The sequence below is a fragment of the Pelotomaculum schinkii genome (genome assembly GCF_004369205.1).
In the GTDB taxonomy this organism is placed as follows: Bacteria; Bacillota; Desulfotomaculia; order Desulfotomaculales; family Pelotomaculaceae; genus Pelotomaculum_C; species Pelotomaculum_C schinkii.
On sequence record NZ_QFGA01000001.1, the window covers coordinates 2,072,053 to 2,095,124 of the forward strand.

Genomic DNA, 23,072 nt, shown 5'->3' on the forward strand with positions numbered 1-23,072 from the left:
GAACGCAACAGCTCAACAACAAGCCTGCCCTCCAGCGTGAATCGATTCATTTCCTGAAGACACTGCGCCGTTTATTAAAATCCGGCGCCCGTTGGATGTGTCTCCCTGAGAGCCTGGCATTCAATGTCACTCAAAAGGCAGCTTTTTCCATCCCCAGTAGATCCAACAACGCTGATTATTTCACTGCGTTTCAATATCAGACCAGGCAGTTCAGGTTTTCCTGTCTTATGTTTTGTTCTCTTTTTAAATGTAAAGGCACTTCGTATCCGGCTTTGACCATTTTTATATATTGTTATGCGTTGCAACATGCTGTTTTGTACTGTTTCATAATATAATCGACAACAGCACATGTCAATGAAAAATTGTGATCTTCTTTTCAAAATCCGGGATACTTGAACACCTCCTTAAAAAAAAGAAGACCCGGGGGGGTACTCGGCCTATCTTCAATTTTAAAACAAAAAAAAGGAGCACTTCCGTCTCCTGCTTATATCCGCTTTATTCTGTTTTTTCCCATTTCTCTTCCGATATACCAGCCTGTCTCAATATTTCCTTAAGCAAAGTGCGCTGATATCTCCCTCGTACGTGAAAAAGGGCCTTTAAAACCCAATAAACTTAAGCGCCGGACCAGTTCGCGCCTGCTAATGGGCTTTATTTCCATCAGATCTTTAAGAACTAACCATCCTGGTAGTTTCTAACTATATACTCTTTTAGCATCGGTTCAACAAATCTGTACTTGCCCCGACCTTCTTTTTCTATAACAGCAGTAAGCGTCAGTTGGTCGATAGCTCTTTTCACATCGTAAGGGTGATTTTTCTCCTTGTAAATGATGTCTCCTATCGCAAGTCTGTGAAGAACCTCGCGCACCAAGTGCTTTTTACTCAACTCGTCAAGCATTTCATCAAATACAGGCATTAAAGTGGCCATCGCCCTGTCAAAGGCGATCCTTACAATGTCTAAAGACAGCTTAGTTTCTTCTACCTCCAACAAAGTGTAATAGGCTTCAGAACATATGAGCATGGTGTCTTGCGGGTGTCCTCCCGCCAATGATATTATTTCTTTAACGGCTTCACTGCTTGTCTCGATGTTTTTCCCCCTGAACTTGCGACTTATATAAAGCTCCCAATCACTCTCCCTTATCTGGGGTATTGGCAATACTGTAGCGAACCTGTAAAATGCCTGTTTTTTCCCACCGAAAAGGGATTGCATCATGCCTTCTTTGGAACCGAGGAAGAGATAAGACACGTTCCTTTGAAGTTGGAAAAAGGAGCGCATTTTTTTATATATATCTGAACCAGTAATTTGCCCCGCGTCCTGGAACTCATCGAACAGTACCACCATGCGCTTTTTATCTTTTTCAGCGAGAAGTTCAGGTAAGCTAAATGCATACTCCATCAAAGTTTCATCGTCCATCTCTTTCCTAGGAAGGCCTATATTAAACTCCAGGTCTTTCATCTTCACGGCAATTTTAGCTGAACCGGCAAGTAATTTTGCCTGATCCCAGACAGCATCCAAAGTCCTGCGAATACCCGTCCTGTTTTCGAGACAACTATTGATGATTGATTCGGCAATGTTTCTCTTACTCGACAAGCGAAAGAAATCTACCGACGCAACATACAAGCCTTGCTTTTTTAAACGTCTCAGTACTTCCTGTGCAAGTGAAGTTTTACCAATCCTTCTCGGACCCGCGAGCATTACACTATGCCCTTCTGCTAGGCGCATTTGAAGCGTGTCAATGAAGCTATCCCTACCTATAATATCGTTTTCAGGAACTGGCCCTCCGAGCGGAAATAACATAATATGCCCCCTTATGGTTATCAATATGTTTGCTATATAATATCACATATTTATTGATAATACAAGGGGGGGCTATTCACAATTTATATAAAAATAAGCCCTTCTGCTTTTCTAAGTGTGCATAAAATAGCTTTATAGACCAATCAGACCTTTCCGACCTTGCACAGTTCAACGAACTTCAAAGTCGTTGATGTTTCCATTATATAGCTTTTCGGCCAGCTTCAGAGTTCCTTCACAGGTAAAGCCGTGTCCGGGAAAGTCTATTAGAACAACTTTATAATCCTTTGAAAAAGACTCCATTACATCTAAAAACATATTTAAAGAAGCAGTATTACCATGCAAGAAAAGCAGAGGGATTCCTTCTCCATGTTCCTCATAGTAACATGATTTATTTTTATATTTAAAAAACGGCATTGATATCCTCCATTCATTTTTTATAGATTATTAAACATTCTCACGATCATCACGCCCTTTCACAATATATAAGAAAACCTTTACCCACCGAGTATCTCCTTTTGCACTTTCTTCGGGAGTTTCTCAAATACCAGCTTGTAGGACATATCACACATATCCTTCAAGATTTCGTCGGGCATGGCACCGTCGAGGTAGACCGAATTCCAGCAGCGCTTGTCGCAGTAGAAGCCCGGCACCACGTCCGGATACTCCTTCCGGAACAGTTCGGCAAGCAACGGATCGCATTTCAGAATGACCATGCTCCGCCCGTTGTGCGGCTTATACTTCGGGTCCGGGGTACAGGTGGCCGCGAACATCTTACCCCAGACGAGATAGCGCTCCCACTGCCATTCAATCTTGAAATCATGCTCCGCGCCCGCTTTTCCCAACAGATACGCGTCAAGCCATTCATATTTCATTACTGGTTCACCCATAAACGTCACATTTTTTCCAATTCTATCACACTATTGATAAACAAAGGAAGATGAGGTTTCCCCCAGCTGTCTTCAGGCTAGAATCTTTTTTTCTTAAAAATACCTCATCACCGAGCTGCATGGAGACCCGGCAGCCGAACAAAAAGCCAGGACACCCATGAGCAGATTGCTTCAGCTCACCGGTGATCCCGGCAATAAAGACATTTTATGATTTTTGTCCATCGAGCACTTCCAGAGGATACCCCTTGGACTATGAAGGAACTGGAACAGCAGCAGGTCAACGATGGTCATTCATCTGCTCGACCTCAGGGATTAAACCCGCTGCTTTAAGGCTTTGTAAACCTTTTCTTCGGTCAGAGGTATCTCGTAAAAGCGAATCCCTGTGGCGTTATAAACCGCATTGGCAATAGCCCCCGCAGTCGGCACCAAACCTGTCTCACCCACACCCTTGGCGCCGTAAGGGCCGGTCGGGTCGTTGGCCTCTACCACAATGGCGTCTATTTCAGGCGCATCCTCCGCTGTGGGCAGCATGTATTTATGCAGGCTGTTGTGCAGTTGTTTTCCTTTAGCGTCATAGAGGATTTCCTCACTGATGGCGTAACCCACGCCCATCAGGACACCACCCTCGATTTGCCCTTCCACAATAAGCGGGTTGATGGCCTTGCCCACGTCGTGCGCCGCGGCAATCTTTAATACCTTGACCTGGCCGGTTTCCGTGTCCACTTCGACCTCAGCGAAATGGGCGTGCCAGGGAGGGGCGTTCCCCGGAACAATCCGGCCCACCCCGATAAACTGTTTATTGCGCAGGTGCGCGTGGTAAGCCAACTCCCGCAGGCTTACACTATTTCTGTTTTCACCGGTTTGACACACGCCGGTTCCCGCGCACTGCCCGCCCAATTCCCGGCCGGTGATATAGATAACAGAATCCTTGAGATCCAGTCTTTCCGGCGGGACATTTAAAAAATCACCGGCATATTCGAGGATCTGCCTGCGGGCGTCATTAGCCGCTGCCACTACAGCTGTTCCGGCGGCATAACAGGTCCGGCTGGCGTGACTGCCGATGTCAAAGGGCGTGGTTGCGGTATCGGCAAAAGTCAGGCTTACTTCGCCGAGTCCTACGCCGAGCGCTTCGGCGGCCAATTGCGGCAGGGTGGTGCTGGTCCCGGTGCCGATGTCGGGAACTCCGGCGGCTAAGTGAATGGACCCGTCCTGCTGCACAGTGACATAAGCGTTATCATAGTCCACACAAAATGGCCAGGCGTTGCTCACGTGGGTACCTACTCCAACACCTATTCCCTTGAGCTTCATGGCTCCGGGCTGGTTTAAGCTATTCCTTTTTTCCCAACCAATGCTTAACGCTCCCTTTTCAATACACTCGGCCAAACCGGTCGATTGGCAGGGATAAGGCAAACACCAGGGGTCTCCGGCCTGCATAATATTTTTCAAGCGCAGCTCCAACGGGTCCATCTCCAGTTTTTCGGCGATCATGTCCACCGCCGACTCAATGGCAAACATGGCCTGGGGGTTGCCGAAACCGCGCATGGCTCCCGCGGGGGTGGTATTGGTGTAAACGCTGTGGCCATAATAGGACTGATTGGGGACGCGGTAAACAGCCAGCCCCATCGCTCCCAGCACGCCAGGCGTTTCACAGCTAAAGCTGCAGTAAGCTCCGGAATTCAAAATCCCCTTCAGCTCCATTGCATGGAAGGTCCCGTCTTGCTTGGCTCCCAGCTTGATGCTCACATATCCTCCATGCCGTGTATCTGAGGCGATAAAATCCTCTTCCCTGGAATAAACAACCTTGACCGGTTTCCCGGCCAGCTTGGCCAGCGCCACAGCAATAGGTTCGGCTTTCGCGCTCAAACCGATGCGCACACCGAAGCCGCCTCCTACATAAGGCGGGTTCAATACCCTGACCTTGCTTTCGGGGACCCCAAAAACCTTGGCCAGGATGATCCGGGAGGGGTGCGGTGTTTGAGTAGTCGACCAGACCGTGATTTTTCCGTCAACACCGACCTGCGCCACAGCCGCCTGTGTTTCCAGCTGGGCCTGCTTCTGAACAGGCAATTGAAAACGTCCTTCGAATACTACATCGCTTTCTTTAAAACCCTTGTCTACGTCGCCAAAAGGGATCTTGACTATTTCTCCGGGGATATTTTTACCGGCGCCGCAGTTAGGGTGGATATCGGGCGCTTCCGGCTCCATTGCTTCCAGCGGATCAAATACAGCCGGCAGTTCCTTGTACTCTACCTTAATCAATTTCAGCGCTTCCTCAGCCGCCTTTTCACTGACTGCCGCCACAGCCGCCACCTCGTCACCCACGTAGCGCACTATGTTGTCAAATATATACTGGTCCAGGACCGGTTCAAGCGCCGGCACGGTAAAAGTCATTGTGGCGGAGGTGTTGAAAATTTCCCTGGAGGTGTTTTGATAGGTAGCCACCGCCTTAACCCCGGGAAATTTTTCAGCTTCAGTTGTGTCAATACTGATAATCCGGGCATGGGGATAGGGGCTGCGCAGCACCTTCCCGTACAGCATGCCGGGCAAGTAGAAATCGGTGGAAAAGGTGGCTGTTCCGGTGGCCTTTTCAGCGGCATCCAGCCTGCGAACATTTCTGCCAACGACATTATTTTTTTTCATTACGGTGCCTCCTTTACCGGCTTTCTCTGATTTGTTTCGCGGCAGCCGACACCGCTGTTTCTATTTTGACGTAACCCGTGCAGCGGCAGATATTCCCTGATACAGCTTCCCTGATATCTTCCCGGCTGGGTGCCGGGTTTTTATCGAGCAGGGCTTTTGACGACATGATCATCCCCGGGGTACAGAAACCGCACTGTATGGCTCCGTGATCCATGAAGCTTTCCTGCAGCGGGTGCAATTTATCCGGACGCCCGATCCCTTCGATTGTTTCCACCACCGCGCCCTCGGCTTTTAAGGCGGGAACCATACAGGAGTTGACAGCCTCCCCGTTTATAATCACCGTACAAGCCCCGCATTCCCCTTTACCGCAACCTTTCTTGGTTCCGGTCAGGAGCAGTTTATCCCTCAAAACGTCAACCAGCATATCGGAAGGAGCGACTTCCACTACAGTTTTTTCCCCGTTGAGAATAAAAGACAGCATTTTGACGCCCATGATCTGACCTCCTTATTATAATTAAGAGTTGGCTTTCGCTTGAGCAACGGCCGACTCCAGGGCGCGTCTGACCAGAACCGGCAGGACCTCCAGGCGGTATTCCCGTGAACCTCTGAGCGCGCTGTCCCTGGGGTTGGCCTGGGCAATAGCCGCACCGGCCGCCTTTTCAATTATCTCCGAAGTTACCCTGGCGCCTGTTAATATTGCTTCCGACCCGGTCGCGCGCACCGGTTTTGTCCCGACCGGAGCCATGACGATGCGGGCCCACTCAAACTGCTCACCGGACAGGGAAACCACCACCGCCACATTGAGCATGGGCAGGGCCAGCGCCTTACGTTGTTCCAACCGTTCAAAAGCTGAGCCCTGATTCGTTGACAAGGCGGGAAATTGAACCATGGTCAACAGTTGGGAGGCGCTGTCCACAGCGCTTTTTCCGAGACCGGCATACAGGTCTTCCACCGGCAGGTTCTCCTTTGCCGCCGGCGACAGGATTTCAGCAACCGCGCCCAGCGCTGTCAGGGCTACCGCCGTGTCGGCGGCAGGCTGCGCATTCAGCACATTCCCAACCACTGTGCCGGAATTACGGATTTGCAGGGAACCCACCGATCTGGCCGCCTGGGCCAGGACGGAAGCCTTGTCCCTGATGATATCAGATTTGGCGACCTGGTTATGGGTTACAGCAGCGCCAATCCGCACGAAGCCATTTTCCACCGTGATCATTTGCAATCCGGGAATTTTAGTAATGTCGACCAAAATCCCGGCTTCTTTCTTGCCCTCCTTTAGATCCAGGAGCAGGTCCGTACCCCCTGCGATGATCCTGGCTTTCCCTTTGTTTTCCTGCAAATGTGACAGCGCCTGTTCGACTGTTTCCGGAACAAGGTAGTCTTGTAGCATAAAAGTACCTCCTTAAAATGAGATTCATTTGGACATCGCTTCGTTAACACGTACCTGGCTGGCTTCTCTCACCTCCAATAAGGAACCCGATAAAAACTTATTGTTTGACAGGAGATAATTATTGATGGACTTGGCTGCGGCGCGCCCCGCACCCATGGCCAGGATGACCGTGGCGGAACCGGTAACCACATCGCCGCCGGCGTAGACCCCCGGCTTGGAAGTTGCTCCGGTTTCCAGGTCGGCTGTGATATTGCCTCTCTTGTTTACCGCAAGGTCGGGCGTGGTCTTGGAAATAAGCGGATTGAGCCCCGTGCCGATAGCCACCACCACCGTGTCCACCTCGAGGATAAATTCGGAGCCTTTAACCGGCACCGGACTGCGCCGGCCGGAAGCGTCCGGCTCGCCCAACTCATAGCGCAGGCATTCCATACCGGTTACCCAGTAGTCATCGTTATAGAGGATCCTGGTCGGGTTGGTGAGGAATTGAAATTTAACGCCTTCTTCCTCGGCGTGCTCAACTTCTTCAATTCGCGCCGGCAGTTCAACCCTGGAACGCCGGTAAACGATCCAGGACTCCTCCGCGCCCAGGCGCAGGGCCGTGCGGGCGGCGTCCATGGCCACGTTGCCGCCGCCCAGTACGGCCACCCTTTTACCGGCAAAGATGGGGGTGTCCGTTTCCGGGAAGCGGTAAGCCTGCATCAGGTTGGAGCGGGTCAGAAATTCATTGGCCGAGTACACCCCGCAGGCGTTTTCGCCGGGTATCCGCATAAAGTTGGGAAGGCCGGCGCCGGTACCGAGAAAGACAGCGTCATAGCCGCTCTCCATCAGTTCATCTATAGTGGAAAACTTGCCGACAATAGCGTTGACCTGAATATCGACCCCCAATTTCTTGAGGTTGTCGATTTCCGCCTGGACGACTGACTTGGGCAGGCGGAACTCGGGAATGCCGTACATCAGTACCCCGCCCGCGATATGCAGGGCTTCAAAGATGGTTACCTGGTGGCCGAGCTTGGCCAGATCGGCGGCGCAGGTCAGCCCGGCCGGGCCGGAACCCACGATGGCTACCTTCTTGCCGGTAGGAGCCGCTGTTTGCGGGATCTTCACACCTGTAGCCAGTTCCCAGTCAGCCAGATAGCGTTCAATCCGGCCGATGCCCACGGGCTCATATTTCTTGCCCAGAGTACAGTACTTTTCACACTGGCTTTCCTGGGGACAAACCCGCCCGCAGACTGCCGGCAGGGCGTTGGTTTCCTTGAGCTTTTGGGCACCCCCGGCAAAGTCCCGTTCGGCAACCTTTTTGATAAAAGCCGGGATGTCTATATCAACCGGACATCCCTGCCGGCAGGGGGCGTTTTTACACTGGATGCAGCGCTCCGCCTCGGCGACAACGGCCTCTTCACTGTAACCTAAGGCAACCTCGTTAAAGTTCCCGGCTCTAATCACGGGGTCCTGAGCCGGCATGGGGTTCTTTTTGGGGATAATAGCTTTTTTTGTGTTTTCCGCAGCCATTACTCTTCACCCCCGCATCTGCACTGATGATGATGCCTGGTACCTTTTTCCTCATACAGGTCCAGGGAAACTTTTTCCTGGTGCTTATAGATCACGGAACGGCGGGCCATTTCAGCAAAATCGACCTGGTGGCCGTCAAACTCCGGGCCATCGACACAGGCGAATTTGGTTTCTCCACCTACGGTTACCCGGCAGCAACCGCACATACCCGTCCCGTCAACCATCAGGGGATTGAGACTGACCACGGTCTTGATCCCGTAATTTTTGGTCAGGTCACATACCGCCCGCATCATGGGCAGGGGTCCGATGGCCAGACAAAAGTCTATCCCTTCTTCCTCGATCAGCTCCTTGAGCAAGTCGGTCACGAAGCCCTTGCGTAAGTAAGAACCATCGTCGGTGGTCACTCTCAGTTCACTCGATGCGGCTCCCATGCGGTCTTCCCAGAAAATGAGGTCTTTATTACGGGCCCCGATAATGCTGATCACTTCATTACCGGCTTCTTTAAGTGCCCTGGCTATGGGATGAACGGGCGCTACGCCCACTCCACCGCCGACACAGGCAACCCGGCCGTAATTCTCAATGTGGGAAGGGACACCCAGGGGGCCGACAAAATCCTTGAGACATTCCCCTTCTGTAAAGGTCGCCAGTTCTTTGGTTGTCCTGCCCACCTCCTGGAAAACACAGGTAATGGTTCCTTTCTTCCGGTCAAAATCCGCTATGGTTACGGGAATCCGCTCACCCTCGTCATGGATGCGCAGGATAACGAACTGACCGGCCAATGCTTTTCTGGCTACCAGTGGCGCATGAATTTCAATCAGGTTGAGCGTTGGCGCCAGTACTTCTTTTTTTACGATCCTGTACATGAAACATTAACCCCCCTTTGCTAATGCTTTTTAAGTGCAAAGATCATGCCAGGTTTTGTGAATATTCGCACAATATAAGGCCTCTCCAGTGAGAGGCCTTATATTACTGCATTTTCCTGTTATTGAGAAGTGTCTTAATTTATAAAATTCTTTTCGTTAAAGTACTACAACACATCAATCAGCGACGAAAAAACGGCAGCCGGACGTAAAATCGGCCGGCTGCCGTTAAGGAACTTACTCTCTGCTCTTTTCATTTCGGTGGTAGCGCAAAACCCTGGGAGTGATATTAAGCGCTTTTGCAGCTTCAGTCCGGTTATTGCCGGTCTTGACCAGGGTTTCTTCGATAACCCGTCTGGACACCCAGGCGGCCTCTTGTTCCAGCTTCTTCTCAAGCTCCAGAAAATCTATGCTCCCTTTGCTTAATATTACCTTGAGAAGCCTCTGGCTCCAGTCTCTTAGCGCCTCGTCAATGTTGGTCTTCGTACCCAAATGCTCTGCGAGAAAATCCTCCTCCCCGTAGAGAACAACATGCCTGGGCAGACACTCCGGTCCAAGCAGGTCGCTATCCCTGAGAGCCAGGGAACGAGCCACCACATTTGACAGTTCCCTGAGGTTGCCCGGCCAGAAATAGCTCTGCAAAAGGTTCCTTGCCTCGTTATTAAACCTGACAGTTAAATGCTTCTCTTCTTCCGGCAGGTTTTTTTCGATAAAATAGTCGACCAGAGGCAAAATATCCATACGTCTTTCACGTAAAGGCGGAATATGCAAGTTGACTACATCAAGGCGATAAAGCAGATCCTCCCGAAAAAGTTTATCTTTTACGGCATCCCGCAGGTTTTTATTGGTGGCAGCCAGCACCCTTACATCGGTTTTCAGCGGTTTTTCACCGCCAACTCTGTAAAATTCGCCGCTCTCCAAAACACGCAGCAATTTCACCTGGATTGAAGGCGAGGCCTCACCGATCTCATCAAGAAAAAGTGTTCCCTTGTTTGCTAATTCAAAAATACCATGCCGGACTCCCTGGGACCCGGTAAAGGACCCTTTTTCATGTCCGAAAAGTTCGCTTTCCAAGAGCGATTCGGTAAGCGCCCCGCAGTTAACACTTATAAAGGGACTGCCGGAACGGAGACTGTTGGCATGGATAAACCTGGCCAGGACCTCTTTACCAGTTCCGGTTTCGCCTTCAATTAAAATAGAAATCTTGCGGGTGGCTACTTTTTTACTCAGGAGCAACAGGTCCTTTAAAGGACTATCAGCAGCCACGACAATGCCGAATTCGGTAGCTAATTTGTGCAGTTCATCGCTGATAAACCATGTTTTATTATAAATAGACTGCAGCGCCCGCTCCAGCAGTATGTCCAGTTCCTCCAGCTCATCAAAAGGCTTGTCGATATAATCAAAGGCTCCCAGCTTCATAGCGTCTACAGCGGATTTGACCGTGCTGTACCCGGTCATAATGATTACCACACAGCCGGGATTATTATCCTTGATTTCTTTGAGTAAGGTAATACCGTCCGTATCCGGCAGCTTTAAATCCACCAGAGCAAGATCAAAGGATTTTTTAGATAGAAAGGCTCTGGCTTCTGAACCGGAGTTAGCCACCGCCACCGGATAGCCTTTTTCTTCCTGAAAGTAATAATGAAAAAAAGCGCCGACTTCAATCTCATCATCAATCACCAGGATCTCCGGCTTCTTCATGGCTGTCACCCCAAATCTCGTTGAATATATTGTTACACCGGAATAATCAAGGAAAAGACGCTGCCCCTGTCAACCTCGCTGGAAACCTCGATCCTGCCGCCGTGGGTTTGGGCAATACCCAGGCTGACCGAAAGGCCTAATCCGGTGCCCCTGGTTTTCTCCTTGGTTGTAAAAAAGGGGTTAAAAATCTGGTCGATGATACTCTCGGGGATTCCCTTTCCATTATCCGCTACCTGTGTTTCAACCACCGTGCAGCCTGCTTCCGCGTCCTCTCTCATGTCGGTGCTGATTTCAATCCTGCCGTCAACCAAACCCTCTAAAGCATCCCTGGCATTAAGCAAGAAGTTGATAACAACCTGCTCCAACTGCTGCTTGTTGCCTATAATCAGGGGGATGCGGGGGTTAAGGTTCTTCTTAATTGTTATCTTGTTTTTCTCGATTTGATAAGAAACAAGGTATAAACTGGTTTCCACAATATTATTGATGGAAACCTGGGCGAAGGAATAGCTGTCCTGTCTGGAAAAAGTAAGGAGATTTTGGATTATGCGCTTGCTCCTCTGCCCGCAGGATTTAATATCCTCCAGCAGTTTTATATGCTTGTCACCAAGTGACGCATTCCTTAAAATTAAACCTGTATTACCGATAATGGCGGTAAGGGGACTATTCAGCTCGTGAGCTACCCCTGCGGCCATTTCACCTATAGCTGCAAGCTTAGCCGACTGAAACAGCTGCGCCTCCATTTTTCTCTTATTAGTTACATCATGAACGTATACAGTCATGCCGTAGAGCTCGTTTTTTTCGTTATAAACCGGGTAGGCGGATATATTATAAATGTTTTTGGTAACGGTATGGGTAAACTCTCCGACACTGGCTTTACCCGTTCGGAAAGCCTCCACGGTAGGGCAAAGCTGGCACTGCTCTCCGATGCAGGTGAAGGCTTTATAGCATTTAAAGTCACCGTCTACTTCTTTTATAAAGTCCTGGCTGTTGGAACGAAGTACATTGTAAGAGCGGTCAATGAGAAACAGCCCGTCAGGAACCGCCTTGAAGGTTTCCTCCCATTCTCTCTTACTTTTTAAAACCTCGCCATAAAGGCGCGAATTGTTTATACAGACCGCCAGTTGATCGGCCATCTGCTGGACAAATATAAAATCATTTTCCGAGTAGACGTAGGTTTCTTTACTCCCGAAATTAAGGGCGCCGATAACCTCATTATTCACCAGGAGCGGCGCCATAATGGCGGATTTGATCCCTAATTTACGGAGATCATCGTCTTCCTGGTATTTATGAGTATCGTTCCAGATGTCCTGTCTTAAGAAGCAATGTTTGTCAGTAATGGCCTTCCAGGGAGCCGAATTGTAGTAATCCAGAACACAACCGACATCAAGGATTATTTGTCCCTTGGGCACTCCGGATTTAATTATGAGTTGATCATTTTCTATCAAACAAAAACTGAGCAGGTCGTACGGCAGGACACCGCGCAGGGGCTCCGCCACCTCATCGATGATATCCTCATAGGACATCTCAATGTTAATCCTTTTGGCAATCTGCTGGATTATGGCCATGCGTGTATTTTGCCTGGTCAGTTCCTCGATAACATCCTTGCACTGCTCCAAATCACAGCAAATGCTCGTATTTGGCCTGGACAGTTCCTTGATAACGTCCTTTACTTCTGCAGAAGTTTGGATTTTATCTTTGTTGATAGCCGGGGTCTCGCTGTCTAAAACCATATGCTACCCCCTTCTAAGCAGTAATTTGTTGACTGATAAAATGGGCCGTCCAGAAAATATTGTCGAAAAATTTTATATTTTACTCAAGCAAATTTTAATCCTTTTAAGTGTTTTATTCAACTAAAAATAGTCTGATTCATATGGCTTCCGTCTTAGACGTACATGAAGCTAACACGGCGCCAGCAGAAGATGAAAATCATTGATGCAGGTGCGATTTTAATCGCACACGGCGCGCCAGCGCCGCACTTATATGGCTAGTGTGACATTGTGCGAATGAATTCGCACCTACATTTGAGCTACATTGTAGCGGCCGAAATGTTTTCAGGATAGGTTTCTAGTAAATAAATGGCATACTCTTGTTCACCCCTGCTTATAATAAAAAATTGTATAATTGACGAGATCTTTATCCGCCAATTATACAATTTCAGTAACAACCATTTTCCAAAAGCATGCCTTAACGGACATATCTTTTACTCACAGTGACATTGGCGTAGGTTTCTCCCAACCGTTTTCCGGCTATCATCCTTTTACAGGTTTCGCAAATGATTTCAGCCATTGGCTGGTCCATGCTGCTTTTAAGGTAGGCGACTTGCTCCGGGGTAATGAAAGGCTTTCCGCATACCGTACAGGCAAGCAGCTCAAATTCCTTGTTCCAGATTTTTCTTTTACCGTGACCTTCCGTTACCCTGATAGCCCCGGTAGGACATACAGCGGCGCAGGCAGCGCATCCAATGCAGGTTTTTGACGGTTCATCAAAGGGGGTCGCTACTTTTTTGGTAATGCCCCTGTTGACGGTAGCAATGGAGTTGGCGCCCATCTTCTCGCAGGCGCTGACACAAAGGCCGCACATTACACAGTGCTCGTCCTTATCCCCTTTAAAACGCTTTGGTGGCGCTACCCCGTATTCCTGCATCAATTTGCGGATATAATCATTTTGCTGGGCCCTTGCCCCCAGGAGCATGAGCAGCGTTCTTCTCATCCGGATGATTTTCTCCGAGCCGGTAACCACTTCGATCTCGCTGGTAATGGGGTAAACACAGGAAGCTACCACTTTACTCCAGGCGCCTTCAACAACCTCCACCATGCACAACCGGCAGCTCGCCAGTCCCGGCAGCGCAGCGTTGTGACAAAGGGCCGGTATATGAATTCCATTCTTAAGTGCAACATCCAGTATAAACTCCCCGCGGGATGCTTCACACTGTTGACCATCGATGGTGATTTTCAATTCCTGACCCTCCCTAGACGACTTTTATCGCATGGAACTGACAGCTGTCAATACAGTTGCCGCATTTGATACACTGGCCCTGGTTAATGCTGTGAACGGACTTGCGCTCTCCCGAAACAGCGCCGGCCGGGCAAAGCTTTTGGCAAAGCCCGCAACCCTTGCAGGTATCCGGATCAATGACAAAGGTGGTTAGTTCCGGGCATACCCCGGCCGGACACCTTTTATCCCGGATATGCGCCAGGTATTCATCCTTGAAGTACTGGATGGTGGTAATCACCGGGATGGGGGCGCTCTTGCCCAGACCGCAGAGAGAAGCCTCTTTGACCGCATCACAAATTTCCAATAGAAGTTCCATATCCCCTGCCTGGCCTCTACCCCTGTAGATATCGTTTAAAATCTCCAGCATTCTTTTGATGCCTTCCCGGCAGGGCACACACTTGCCGCAGGACTCCTCGGCAAGAAAGTTCAGGTAATACCTGGCCACGTCCACCATGCAGGTCCGGTCGTCCATAACGATCATGCCGCCCGAGCCCATAATTGAACCAGCCTTAGCCAAAGAGTCAAAATCCACCGGCAGGTCTAAAAGCTCCCCGGGAATACAACCTCCCGACGGCCCGCCGGTCTGGACGGCCTTGAATTGTCTGCCGCCGTCAATACCACCGCCGATATCAAAGATTAGTTCCCGCAGGGTGATGCCCATCGGCACTTCTACGAGGCCGGTATTCTTCACCTTGCCGACTAAGGAAAACACTTTTGTCCCGGTGCTTTTAGGCATGCCGATGCCGCTGAACCAAGCTCCGCCCCTGTTGATGATCACCGGTATATTAGCCCAGGTTTCCACATTATTAAGTACTGTAGGCTGTCCCCAGAGGCCTCTTTCCACCGAGCGGATATATTTTGCCCTGGGTTCCCCCACTTTTCCTTCGATTGAGGACATCAGCGCGGTTGATTCACCGCAAACGAACGCGCCGCCGCCCCGGACGATTTGAATATCGAAAGAAAAACCGCTGCCTAAGATATTTTCGCCCAGAAATCCGGCCTCTCTGGCTTTCATAAGGGCGTCGGACATCGTTTTGACGGCCAGATCGTATTCATCCCGGATATAGGCGAACCCGGTATGTGAGTCTAGGGCATAGGCGCAAATGACCATGCCCTCAATGACACTGTGCGGGTCACCCTCCATGATGCTCCGGTCCATAAAAGCCCCCGGATCTCCTTCGTCACCGTTGCAGAGGACATACCTGGGGGTATTCTGGTAACCTGCGCACTGTTTCCACTTGCGCCCGGTTGGGAAACCAGCCCCGCCCCGGCCTCTTAATCCTGATTGCACCACTTCTTCGATGATTTCTTGCGGGGTCATGTCAAAAAGTGCTTTCTTCAAGGCTGTATAGCCGCCCCGTTCGAGGTAATCGGAAAGCTTGTCCGGATCAATCACTCCGACGTTGCGCAGGGCAATCTTCATTTGCCGCTTGTAAAATTCATTGTCTTTAGGTGACTTAATACGCCGGCCGGTGACAGCGTCACGAGGCAGCAGCCGTTCGATAATCTTGTTTTGCAAAATGGTTTTTTCAACTATTTCTTCGACATCGCTCTCTTTAACCTGATAGTAGGCAACATCTTCAGGCAGGATCTTTATTACCGGCCCTTTGGCGCATAAACCGTCACAACCGGTTTTTTTAACGAGCGTTTCCACGGTTAGGTCAGCATTTATTTTAGCTATTATTTCACGGAGTTTATGATAAAGCGCCAGACTGTTGTTGGCCAGACACCCCGGCCCGCAGCAAACCTGGATCGTCTTTTTCCGGTCATTCTCACGCACAGCCCGCACCCCCGTATTCGTTCAATATGTCCCGGACTTTGGCGGGAGTAACCTTGCCGTAATATGTTTCGTCGATAACCATGGCCGGGGCCATGGCGCAGGAACCGAGACAGTTTACCGTTTCAAGTGAGAACTTGCCGTCACCGGTGGTTTCCCCGGGTTTAATTTTAAGGATCTTGGCTATTTCATCAACAATAACCATGGAGGACCGGATATGGCAGGCCGTGCCGTCACAAACCCTGATCACGTGTTCCCCCTTGGGCTGCAAACTCAAGGCTTTATAAAAGGTGGCCATACTGTAAAGCTTGCTGAGAGGCATACCAAGGTAGACTGAAAGCAGGGTGAGTGACTCCCTGGGAATATACTTAAATTCTTTTTGAATGTCCTGGAGCATGGCCAGCGTGAATCGCTGCTCCTTCGGGTAGCCGGCTATGACCTCACGGGTATATGAAAAAATATTTTCGGCTTTCTCCGCTGCCATCGTTTTCATCCTTTCGTTAAAGGCGCAGTGTAGTTGTCCATGCCGCTGTCGCGGCGTCACATATAATAAAAATATACTGAGCAATGTGGGCGCCATTTCAATCACACAGAAACTGCAAATCAGTTTCAGGATCTTCTACTGCATTTCTCTGGGGCTGTGCGAATGAATTTGCCGTCAACCTCCTGCGACTACTGGAAAAATCGAGATTTCGTCATTCTCGTTAAGCTGTGTGGCCAAGCCGTCCAAGTGCGCTACGTGCCTTCCGTTGACCAAGACAATGATCTCCGGGCCAAGATTTTCCCCCTGGAACACCTTGGCCCGGAACTTTTTACCGTACTGATTGGACAGCTTCTCCAACAGCTCTTTAAGAGTTTGACAGCGCTCGCAATGGATTTCTTTCGTCCCGGTGTATTCCCTGATGTAGGCGAAAAACCTGACCTTCACTAGCATCACCTCAACTATTAACGGAAAATAACCAAAGTTTTCAATTGGACACTGTGCAATGACAATGAGGGTACATATGTCTCGTCTTCTGCTCGAAAAAAAGGCTTGACTTGCGGGCATGGGGTTATCCGGAGCGAACGTAGCACCTGGGTGCGGTCCTTAGCGCGTGCGTAGCTTAAAGTCAAAGCTTAAATAGCGCGTAGCTGCCGGATGGCTGTCTGTAGATGCGGTTGGCATGACGCTCTTTTTGTACAAATGGAGAATTGCGAAGAGAGCGGAGGATAACCCCATGCCCACTACCCCAAAGTGTTTTTTGAGAACCAGTTAACAATAACGATAACTAATCTGCAAGCTGCCGGCAGGTTTTCCCCAGGCAGCTTGCAGGTCAAATAAAACATGTTATTTAACTGATGGAAAGTTCCTTTAATTTCTCCTCAGCCGGCACGCCCTCAGCGTCCCAACCTCTTAGAGTGTAATATTCGGGCAGCATGACATCCAGCTCGGCGACTTTCCCTTTTGCCGGTCCATCTTTCACCGGTTCTTTCAACAGCCTGTCGGGCAGGGTGTCGTCTGCTTTGGTGAAACCGGCCTTGAGGTTGAATAGCTTCTCAAGGTTCCAAATCCGCTCGCCGGCTTTTAAGATTTCCTCGTCGGAGTAATCCCAGCCCACAGCCGTCCTGAGCATTGAGGAGATTTCCGGCAGCCCGATGGCAAAGCTGGTGAACAGACAGATCCCTGCTGAATCGATAACAGCCGTTAAATCCTGGAATATTTTAAGCCACATGGCTTTGTCCGCGGTTGCCAGCGGGTCGAGTTTCTCCGGTATCCCCAATATTTCAGGAGAAGTAAGGTAACCTCTGACATGACAGCCGCCCCGGTTGGACGTGGCATATTCCAGGCCCATGCCCTGCACGCCCCTGCCGTCATAAGCCGGCATTTCCTGCTTTTTCACAGTCATGGACAATTCCGGGTGCCCGTACAGCGAAGCCATCCTAAAGGAGCCTTCGGCCATTTTGTCGCCAAAGCCTTCTCTCAATCCGGTCATTCTGGTGAATTCCACGATGCCTTCGGCATCACCAAAATCCAGATCTCTACCCAGCTCTTCTTTCGTCAGGATGCCCTTACTATACATTTCCATAGCGCAGGCAATCGTCGAGCCCATGGTAATAGGGTCAAAACCCAGCTCGTTGCAAATGAAGTTGGCTTTACAAATGGCCGCGAGGTCTTGTACCCCGCAGTCAGCGCCGTAAGACCAGCCTGCTTCATATTCGGGGCCTTCCCCGAAACCTTTAAATTTGCCGTCCGGGATCCTGGTCACCCGGCCGCAGCCGATAGAACAGCCATAGCAACCCTTATTGCGCACGAGGTATTTTTCGGCCAATGCCTCGCCGCTAGTTTCATCGGCAGCTGCAAAAGAGCTTTCCTGCCAGTTTTTAGTAGGAAGAGCGCCAGACTGGTTTAAAATGTTAACAAGTATCTGGGTTCCATAAGTCCCTAGGCCAACGCCCGTGACGGGGTGCTCTTTGAGCTTTCTCCTGGCGTCCCAACAAGCCTTTTTAAATTCCCCGGGGTCGGCTACCTGAATGGACTTGGTTCCCCGCACCACCACCGCTTTGAGGTTCTTCGAACCCATGACGGCGCCAAGGCCGGACCTTCCCGCCGCCCGGTGCTTGTCATTCATGACGGTGGCAAACTTGACCAGTCTTTCTCCCGCAGGACCGATACAGGCAACCCTGGCGTCCCCGGAAGTCCTGTTAATCAGTTCATCCGTTGTTTCAAAAACGGTTTTCCCCCACAGGCTCTCAGCACTATTTAATGTCACTTCATCATCATTGATACTTAAGTATACCGGCTTTTCCGCCCTGCCTTCAAAAATAATACCGTCGTAACCTGCAAACTTTAATTCGGGTCCGAAATGACCGCCGGAATTGGATGCGCCGATAGTACCGGTTAACGGCGCTTTGGAGATTACCTCATATCTGCCGGGGCATGCGGCCATGGTCCCGGTCAGCGGGCCGGCTAAAAAAATAAGCTTGTTTTCCGGGCTAAAGGGCTCTACTTTAGGATCGACCTCATCCATCATAATTTTGGCGCCCAAGCCGCGCGCTCCCAGATAAAGGTCGGCGTCACGCTTATTTAACGTTTCTTTTTTAATTGTTCCATCAGTTAAATTGACGCGAAGCAATGTACCTGCCCAGCCAAACATTATTCAGTCACCTCCCCGAATACTTCCTTGAACTTTTCGGCGATAATCTTCTTTTTATTTAGGTTGGTAGAGGTAGCTTCCTTGTATTGAATGGCTCCCGAGGGACAAATATAAGCGCATTTCGGTACTCCGCCACAAAGATCACACTTCACCATTTTTCTCTCTTTGGCGTTGAAGATGATGTTTCCCATCGGGCAAGCGCTTACGCACATCTTGCACCCGATACATTTATCGTCGTTAATCACTACAGCGCCTGTGTCCTTGAACTCTACCGCGCCAACAGGGCATACCTTCATGCAGGAAGGGTTTTCACACTGCATACACATCATTGGTACGGCGATAGCAGCCTCCTCATAAGCCAAAACCGTAACAGCCGCATGCTTGGGGTTGAATTCGTTGGTCTTTTCAAATGAACAGATTATCTCACAACTTCTGCAGCCAATACACTTTTCCGGTGATATCATCAGGATTTTGCTCATGACCTCCCTGGACGCCGTATTTAAGCGGCGCCAGTTACACCTCCTTCGTGTACTTTTTGTCTTTGCCCCCATTCCGGGAGGGCGTCTTTATTTATTTGTCCATGCAAAAGCGCGCTTCCCCCCCTTTTTCATGAAATACCGGCTTGTTTTTTAGCTTTGCGTTTACAGTCATCAAAAACATGTATATGTACACTTAACGATTGGTTTCCATACTATTGGAAAAAGTTATTTATAGTTAACTTATGAAAATATTCTATAAAAATTGATATATACCTTCATTAATCCCGTACAATTATACAAATGGTAATAAATTTTGTAATTTATATATACCTCATTGCCGAACTGTACAAAGACCAGCCTGCCCGTAAAAACCCTGGACCTTGGCGCCGCTATTGCGGCATATGAAGTAATGCTGTAAAAAAAGGGCTCTGGAAGCCCAATTTTTTTGGATTTCCAAAAGCCCTTTTTCTTGTGTTCTATTCGGGTTTGTCAACAGACCTTCTTTGAACTCACCGTATCACCATAATTTCCCTTGGACACTACTACAGCCCCAGGTAAGCTTTTTTGATATGCGGGTTATTCAACAGTTCAGATGCAGGACCGGTCAGCCCGACCGTGCCGTTTTCCAGGACGTAACCCCTGTGGCAAAGCTCAAGGGCATTTTGCACGTTTTGCTCCACCAGCAGCACGGTGACTCCCTGGGCCGCGATGCTTTGGATTAATTCCAGCACCTGTGTTACCAGTTTGGGCGCCAGGCCGAGAGACGGTTCATCAAACATCAAAAGTTTGGGCTCCGACATCAAAGCTCTGCCGATCGCCAGCATCTGCTGTTCGCCGCCGCTCATCGTCCTGGCAATTTGTTTTTTCCGTTCAGCAAGGCGCGGCAAAAGGTCAAATACTTTATCAAGGTTGGCCGCGCGGTTTTTGCGGGTGGCAGGCGCATAGGAGCCCAGCAGCAGGTTTTCCTCCACGGACATGTTGGGAAACAGCCTGCGCCCCTCCGGAACCTGGATGACGCCCCTTTCAACCACTTGGTGGGCCTCAAGCCGGCTGATCTCCTCTCCGGCAAAACTGATCGAGCCGGTCTTGGGCTTTAAAATACCGGAGATCGTGTTGATCAGCGTGCTTTTACCCGCGCCGTTGGCTCCAACGATAGAAACAATTTCGCCTTCCTCCACACTGGCTGAAACATCCCTCAACGCGCACATCTCACCATAAAAAACACTAATTTTTTCAATCGTTAACAGCGCCATATTTATCACCCAGATATGCTTTAATTACCTCCGGATTGCTGGTAACCTCCTGAGGGGTACCCTCAGCGATTTTCTTGCCGTAGTCCAGTACCATAATCCTGTGCGACAGGGCCATAGCGGCCTGCAGGACATGCTCAATCAACAGGATGGAAACGCCGGTCCGGTGAATATTTCTAATCAGTGCTACCGCTTCTTCGACTTCGGTGGGGTTGAGGCCGGCCAGGACTTCGTCCAGCAAAAGCAATTTCGGCTCCGTGGCCAGGGCTTTGGCTACTTCAAGCCTTTTCCTGTCAACAATGGTCAGGTTCTTGGACAGGACATCCCTTTTATCATACAGACCCACCTGTTCCAACACAGCCAGAGCCTTCTCCCTGCACTTTCCCCTGTCACCGGTCCGCAAAAAAGCACCAACCATGACGTTATACAAAACACTTTTATTGGCAAAGGGTTTGACCACCTGAAAGGTCCTGCCGATGCCCTTCTCACAAACCTGATAGGGCTTCAATCCGGTGATGTCCTCATTGCGGAAGATCACTTCCCCGCCGGTAGGCTTGTACACCCCGCTGATTAAATTGAAAACCGTCGTTTTACCGGCCCCGTTGGGGCCAATCAAGCCGGCAATTTCTCCTTCCTGGAGGGTAAAGTTGAGCTCACTCAAGGCGGTCAGGCCACCGAACTTAATGGTCAGATTCTTTAACTCCAGCATCTTCCCGGCCACGCTTTTCCCCCCCTTCCCCCAGAAGGCGAAGTAATCTACCGTAGGCATTTTCGCAAAACTCGATAACACCCCTGGGCTTGAATATAACGAATAATACCACGATCAGGCCGTAGAGAAAAAGGTGCAGTCCCATGACCTGGCCGAAGAAAATCCTGGTAATCTCGCCCACCACCGTCAGGAGAACACCGCCGATCGCCGGCCCCAGTACTGAACCCTTGCCGCCCACGATGGCCAGAAAGACAATCTGGTTGGACATCATGGGGCCGGAAATGGCGCTGGGTTCCAGGTAACGGATCAACTGCGCGTAATAGACTCCGCCCACACCGGTAAAAAAGGCGCTTAATGTGGCTGCAATAAGCTTGGTCCGGGCGGTATTAATCCCCAGCGCCAGGGCGGCGTCTTCGTCCTCACGCAGCGCGGTGAGGTAATACCCCAGCTTCGACCTGTCGATCCAGACGCAGAACCCGATGATCATCAACACAAGAGCCAACGCGATGTAGTAATAGGGCACCTTGGACATGAACTGCATATACTGCGGAGCGTTACCCATCAGGGGCACCAGAAAGCCCTGGGCCCCACCGGTATCCCAACTGCCGATTTTTTCGGTGCTGATCAGGATGACCCGGAAGCCTTCGGCAAAACCCACCGTGGCCAGGGCGTAGTAAGCCCCTTTCAGGCGCAGGGTCGGGTAGCCGACAATAAAGCCCAAGAGCGCCGCCGCCGCACCGCCGATAAACATGCCGATCCAGGGGGAAAGGCCGGTATTTGCAAAAAGCATGGAGGATACATAGGCGCCGGTAGCGACGTAGACACCGTGACCCAGGGACAACTGGCCAGCAAAACCGCCCACAATGTTCCAGGCGCTGGCCAGGTAGGCCCAGAAGAGGATGATCGCCAGGATGTGCAGGTTATAGGGATTTTTTATAAACAGGGGCAAGAGCGCTAAAACCAGCAGCGCCAGGGCAGGGAGATATACGCGGGGACTTGCGAAGTTCCTCAATTTTTCATCACCTACCATTCGTACCGGGAGCCGAACAATCCTGAAGGCCTGACCAGGAGCACTACCAGGAAGGCGAAATAAACCAGGATCGCTGTCCAGGTGGCCGTCATGTAAATGGCCGCCACCGATTCAATCAATCCGATAATAAGCCCGCCTACCAGCGCTCCGGGGACACTGCCCAGGCCCCCCAGCACGACAATAATAAAAGCTTTGGTCAAAAAGACCTCTCCCACGGAAGTGTGGGCGTAATAGAAAGGAATCAAAAGGACGCCGGCCAACCCGGACAGGGCCGTGCCGATCCCGAAGGCGACACTGTAAATACGGGTAACATTAATCCCCATCAACTGGGCGGCGTTGCGGTCCTGCCCGGTCGCCCGCATCGCCCGGCCTGTTTCTGTTTTGTTTAAGAACTGGTAAAAAGCAATGGTTATAGCCAGGGTGGCAACAAAAGCATAGAAGCGGGGCGCGCTGACCAGAAGGCCCGACAGGTTGAACGTCACGCCCGAGTAACTGGTTTTTGCTACCAGATAGTCCGCGCCAAACACCATCAGCATGAAGTTTTCAATGACCACGGCCAAGCCCGCCGTCAGCAAGAGGGCGCTGACGGGTTCCCGGACGTCCTTATCAGCATTGAGAACAGGTCTGATCAAACCTTTCTGGCAGTAGTAACCCAGGAAAAACATCAAGGGGAAAATAATGATTGCGAGCAGGTAAGGATCCAGACCTGAAAGGTACCACAGCCAGTACGACGCCAGCATGGAAACCATCAAAAAAGCGCCGTGGGCAAAGTTGATAATTTTCATAATTCCGAAAATAAGGGTAAGGCCTAAGGCAATTAGCCCGTATACCCCTCCCATCAGGAGCCCGTTGGTTATTGAGGAAAGCAAGCCCATATTTTAGACCTCCAGGGAGAACTGGGGGGGTAGTCAACCGGCTACC

The 23,072-nt window shown here is 50.4% G+C and carries 20 protein-coding genes; all 20 read right to left on the reverse strand.

Annotation, left to right across the window (positions count from 1 at the left end):
• Positions 1–672: 672 nt before the first annotated feature.
• A complete protein-coding gene (locus tag Psch_RS09645; protein WP_190240023.1) occupies positions 673–1,794 on the reverse strand; it encodes an AAA family ATPase in 1,122 nt (373 codons plus the stop codon).
• A gap of 168 nt (positions 1,795–1,962) precedes the next feature.
• Complete coding sequence (locus tag Psch_RS09650; RefSeq protein ID WP_190240024.1) at positions 1,963–2,208, reverse strand: alpha/beta fold hydrolase; 246 nt, start codon at positions 2,206–2,208, stop codon at positions 1,963–1,965.
• An 80-nt stretch (positions 2,209–2,288) separates the two neighbouring features.
• Positions 2,289–2,681, reverse strand: coding sequence for an MmcQ/YjbR family DNA-binding protein (locus Psch_RS09655; protein ID WP_243124000.1), 393 nt, complete (start codon positions 2,679–2,681; stop codon positions 2,289–2,291).
• A 312-nt stretch (positions 2,682–2,993) separates the two neighbouring features.
• Entirely contained in the window at positions 2,994–5,321 is a 2,328-nt protein-coding gene (locus Psch_RS09660; RefSeq protein ID WP_190240025.1) for a xanthine dehydrogenase family protein molybdopterin-binding subunit, read from the reverse strand.
• 13 nt (positions 5,322–5,334) lie between these two features.
• Positions 5,335–5,814, reverse strand: coding sequence for a (2Fe-2S)-binding protein (locus Psch_RS09665; protein ID WP_190240026.1), 480 nt, complete (start codon positions 5,812–5,814; stop codon positions 5,335–5,337).
• Between the two features lie 21 nt (positions 5,815–5,835).
• On the reverse strand, positions 5,836–6,708 hold the full coding sequence (locus Psch_RS09670) for an FAD binding domain-containing protein (protein WP_190240027.1): 873 nt from the start codon (positions 6,706–6,708) through the stop codon (positions 5,836–5,838).
• A 24-nt stretch (positions 6,709–6,732) separates the two neighbouring features.
• The gene (gene gltA / locus Psch_RS09675) at positions 6,733–8,217 is read right to left on the reverse strand and encodes an NADPH-dependent glutamate synthase (RefSeq protein ID WP_190240028.1); all 1,485 of its coding nucleotides are present in this window, start codon (positions 8,215–8,217) and stop codon (positions 6,733–6,735) included.
• Positions 8,217–9,080, reverse strand: a complete 864-nt coding sequence (locus Psch_RS09680; RefSeq protein WP_190240029.1) for a sulfide/dihydroorotate dehydrogenase-like FAD/NAD-binding protein — start codon at positions 9,078–9,080, stop codon at positions 8,217–8,219. Before Psch_RS09680 ends, gltA begins: the two co-directional genes overlap by 1 nt.
• A 234-nt stretch (positions 9,081–9,314) precedes the next feature.
• A complete protein-coding gene (locus Psch_RS09685) occupies positions 9,315–10,778 on the reverse strand; it encodes a sigma-54-dependent transcriptional regulator (RefSeq protein ID WP_190240030.1) in 1,464 nt (487 codons plus the stop codon).
• 32 nt (positions 10,779–10,810) lie between these two features.
• Positions 10,811–12,508, reverse strand: coding sequence for a GAF domain-containing sensor histidine kinase (locus tag Psch_RS09690; RefSeq protein ID WP_190240031.1), 1,698 nt, complete (start codon positions 12,506–12,508; stop codon positions 10,811–10,813).
• 454 nt (positions 12,509–12,962) lie between these two features.
• Complete coding sequence (locus tag Psch_RS09695) at positions 12,963–13,733, reverse strand: 2Fe-2S iron-sulfur cluster-binding protein (protein ID WP_190240032.1); 771 nt, start codon at positions 13,731–13,733, stop codon at positions 12,963–12,965.
• Positions 13,734–13,746: 13 nt separating this feature from the next.
• Positions 13,747–15,552, reverse strand: coding sequence for an NADH-quinone oxidoreductase subunit NuoF (locus Psch_RS09700; RefSeq protein ID WP_190240033.1), 1,806 nt, complete (start codon positions 15,550–15,552; stop codon positions 13,747–13,749).
• Positions 15,545–16,033: an NADH-quinone oxidoreductase subunit NuoE gene (gene nuoE, locus Psch_RS09705; RefSeq protein ID WP_190240034.1), complete on the reverse strand. Its 489-nt coding sequence runs from the start codon at positions 16,031–16,033 to the stop codon at positions 15,545–15,547. The genes Psch_RS09700 and nuoE overlap by 8 nt, the downstream gene beginning before the upstream one ends.
• Before the next feature lie 174 nt (positions 16,034–16,207).
• Complete coding sequence (locus tag Psch_RS09710) at positions 16,208–16,477, reverse strand: ubiquitin-like small modifier protein 1 (RefSeq protein WP_190240035.1); 270 nt, start codon at positions 16,475–16,477, stop codon at positions 16,208–16,210.
• 403 nt (positions 16,478–16,880) lie between these two features.
• A complete protein-coding gene (locus Psch_RS09715; protein WP_190240036.1) occupies positions 16,881–18,683 on the reverse strand; it encodes an aldehyde ferredoxin oxidoreductase family protein in 1,803 nt (600 codons plus the stop codon).
• A complete protein-coding gene (locus tag Psch_RS09720; RefSeq protein ID WP_190240037.1) occupies positions 18,683–19,162 on the reverse strand; it encodes a 4Fe-4S dicluster domain-containing protein in 480 nt (159 codons plus the stop codon). The genes Psch_RS09715 and Psch_RS09720 overlap by 1 nt, the downstream gene beginning before the upstream one ends.
• 542 nt (positions 19,163–19,704) lie before the next feature.
• On the reverse strand, positions 19,705–20,415 hold the full coding sequence (locus tag Psch_RS09725) for an ABC transporter ATP-binding protein (RefSeq protein WP_190240038.1): 711 nt from the start codon (positions 20,413–20,415) through the stop codon (positions 19,705–19,707).
• Positions 20,396–21,133 (reverse strand): ABC transporter ATP-binding protein, encoded by a 738-nt coding sequence (locus tag Psch_RS09730; protein ID WP_243124001.1) that lies wholly within the window; start codon positions 21,131–21,133, stop codon positions 20,396–20,398. The genes Psch_RS09725 and Psch_RS09730 overlap by 20 nt, the downstream gene beginning before the upstream one ends.
• Positions 21,093–22,133: a branched-chain amino acid ABC transporter permease gene (locus Psch_RS09735; protein ID WP_190240039.1), complete on the reverse strand. Its 1,041-nt coding sequence runs from the start codon at positions 22,131–22,133 to the stop codon at positions 21,093–21,095. The genes Psch_RS09730 and Psch_RS09735 overlap by 41 nt, the downstream gene beginning before the upstream one ends.
• A gap of 11 nt (positions 22,134–22,144) precedes the next feature.
• The gene (locus Psch_RS09740; protein WP_190240040.1) at positions 22,145–23,026 is read right to left on the reverse strand and encodes a branched-chain amino acid ABC transporter permease; all 882 of its coding nucleotides are present in this window, start codon (positions 23,024–23,026) and stop codon (positions 22,145–22,147) included.
• Positions 23,027–23,072 lie beyond the last annotated feature (46 nt).

Excerpts from the sequence above, each read along its gene's own strand:
- Psch_RS09645 (WP_190240023.1), bottom strand. The coding sequence starts at position 1,794 with ATGTTATTTCCGCTCGGAGGGCCAGTTCCTGAAAACGATATTATAGGT.
- Psch_RS09650 (WP_190240024.1), bottom strand. The coding sequence starts at position 2,208 with ATGCCGTTTTTTAAATATAAAAATAAATCATGTTACTATGAGGAACAT.
- Psch_RS09655 (WP_243124000.1), bottom strand. The coding sequence starts at position 2,681 with ATGGGTGAACCAGTAATGAAATATGAATGGCTTGACGCGTATCTGTTG.
- Psch_RS09660 (WP_190240025.1), bottom strand. The coding sequence starts at position 5,321 with ATGAAAAAAAATAATGTCGTTGGCAGAAATGTTCGCAGGCTGGATGCC.
- Psch_RS09665 (WP_190240026.1), bottom strand. The coding sequence starts at position 5,814 with ATGGGCGTCAAAATGCTGTCTTTTATTCTCAACGGGGAAAAAACTGTA.
- Psch_RS09670 (WP_190240027.1), bottom strand. The coding sequence starts at position 6,708 with ATGCTACAAGACTACCTTGTTCCGGAAACAGTCGAACAGGCGCTGTCA.
- gltA (WP_190240028.1), bottom strand. The coding sequence starts at position 8,217 with ATGGCTGCGGAAAACACAAAAAAAGCTATTATCCCCAAAAAGAACCCC.
- Psch_RS09680 (WP_190240029.1), bottom strand. The coding sequence starts at position 9,080 with ATGTACAGGATCGTAAAAAAAGAAGTACTGGCGCCAACGCTCAACCTG.
- Psch_RS09685 (WP_190240030.1), bottom strand. The coding sequence starts at position 10,778 with ATGAAGAAGCCGGAGATCCTGGTGATTGATGATGAGATTGAAGTCGGC.
- Psch_RS09690 (WP_190240031.1), bottom strand. The coding sequence starts at position 12,508 with ATGGTTTTAGACAGCGAGACCCCGGCTATCAACAAAGATAAAATCCAA.
- nuoE (WP_190240034.1), bottom strand. The coding sequence starts at position 16,033 with ATGGCAGCGGAGAAAGCCGAAAATATTTTTTCATATACCCGTGAGGTC.
- Psch_RS09715 (WP_190240036.1), bottom strand. The coding sequence starts at position 18,683 with ATGTTTGGCTGGGCAGGTACATTGCTTCGCGTCAATTTAACTGATGGA.
- Psch_RS09720 (WP_190240037.1), bottom strand. The coding sequence starts at position 19,162 with ATGAGCAAAATCCTGATGATATCACCGGAAAAGTGTATTGGCTGCAGA.
- Psch_RS09725 (WP_190240038.1), bottom strand. The coding sequence starts at position 20,415 with ATGGCGCTGTTAACGATTGAAAAAATTAGTGTTTTTTATGGTGAGATG.
- Psch_RS09740 (WP_190240040.1), bottom strand. The coding sequence starts at position 23,026 with ATGGGCTTGCTTTCCTCAATAACCAACGGGCTCCTGATGGGAGGGGTA.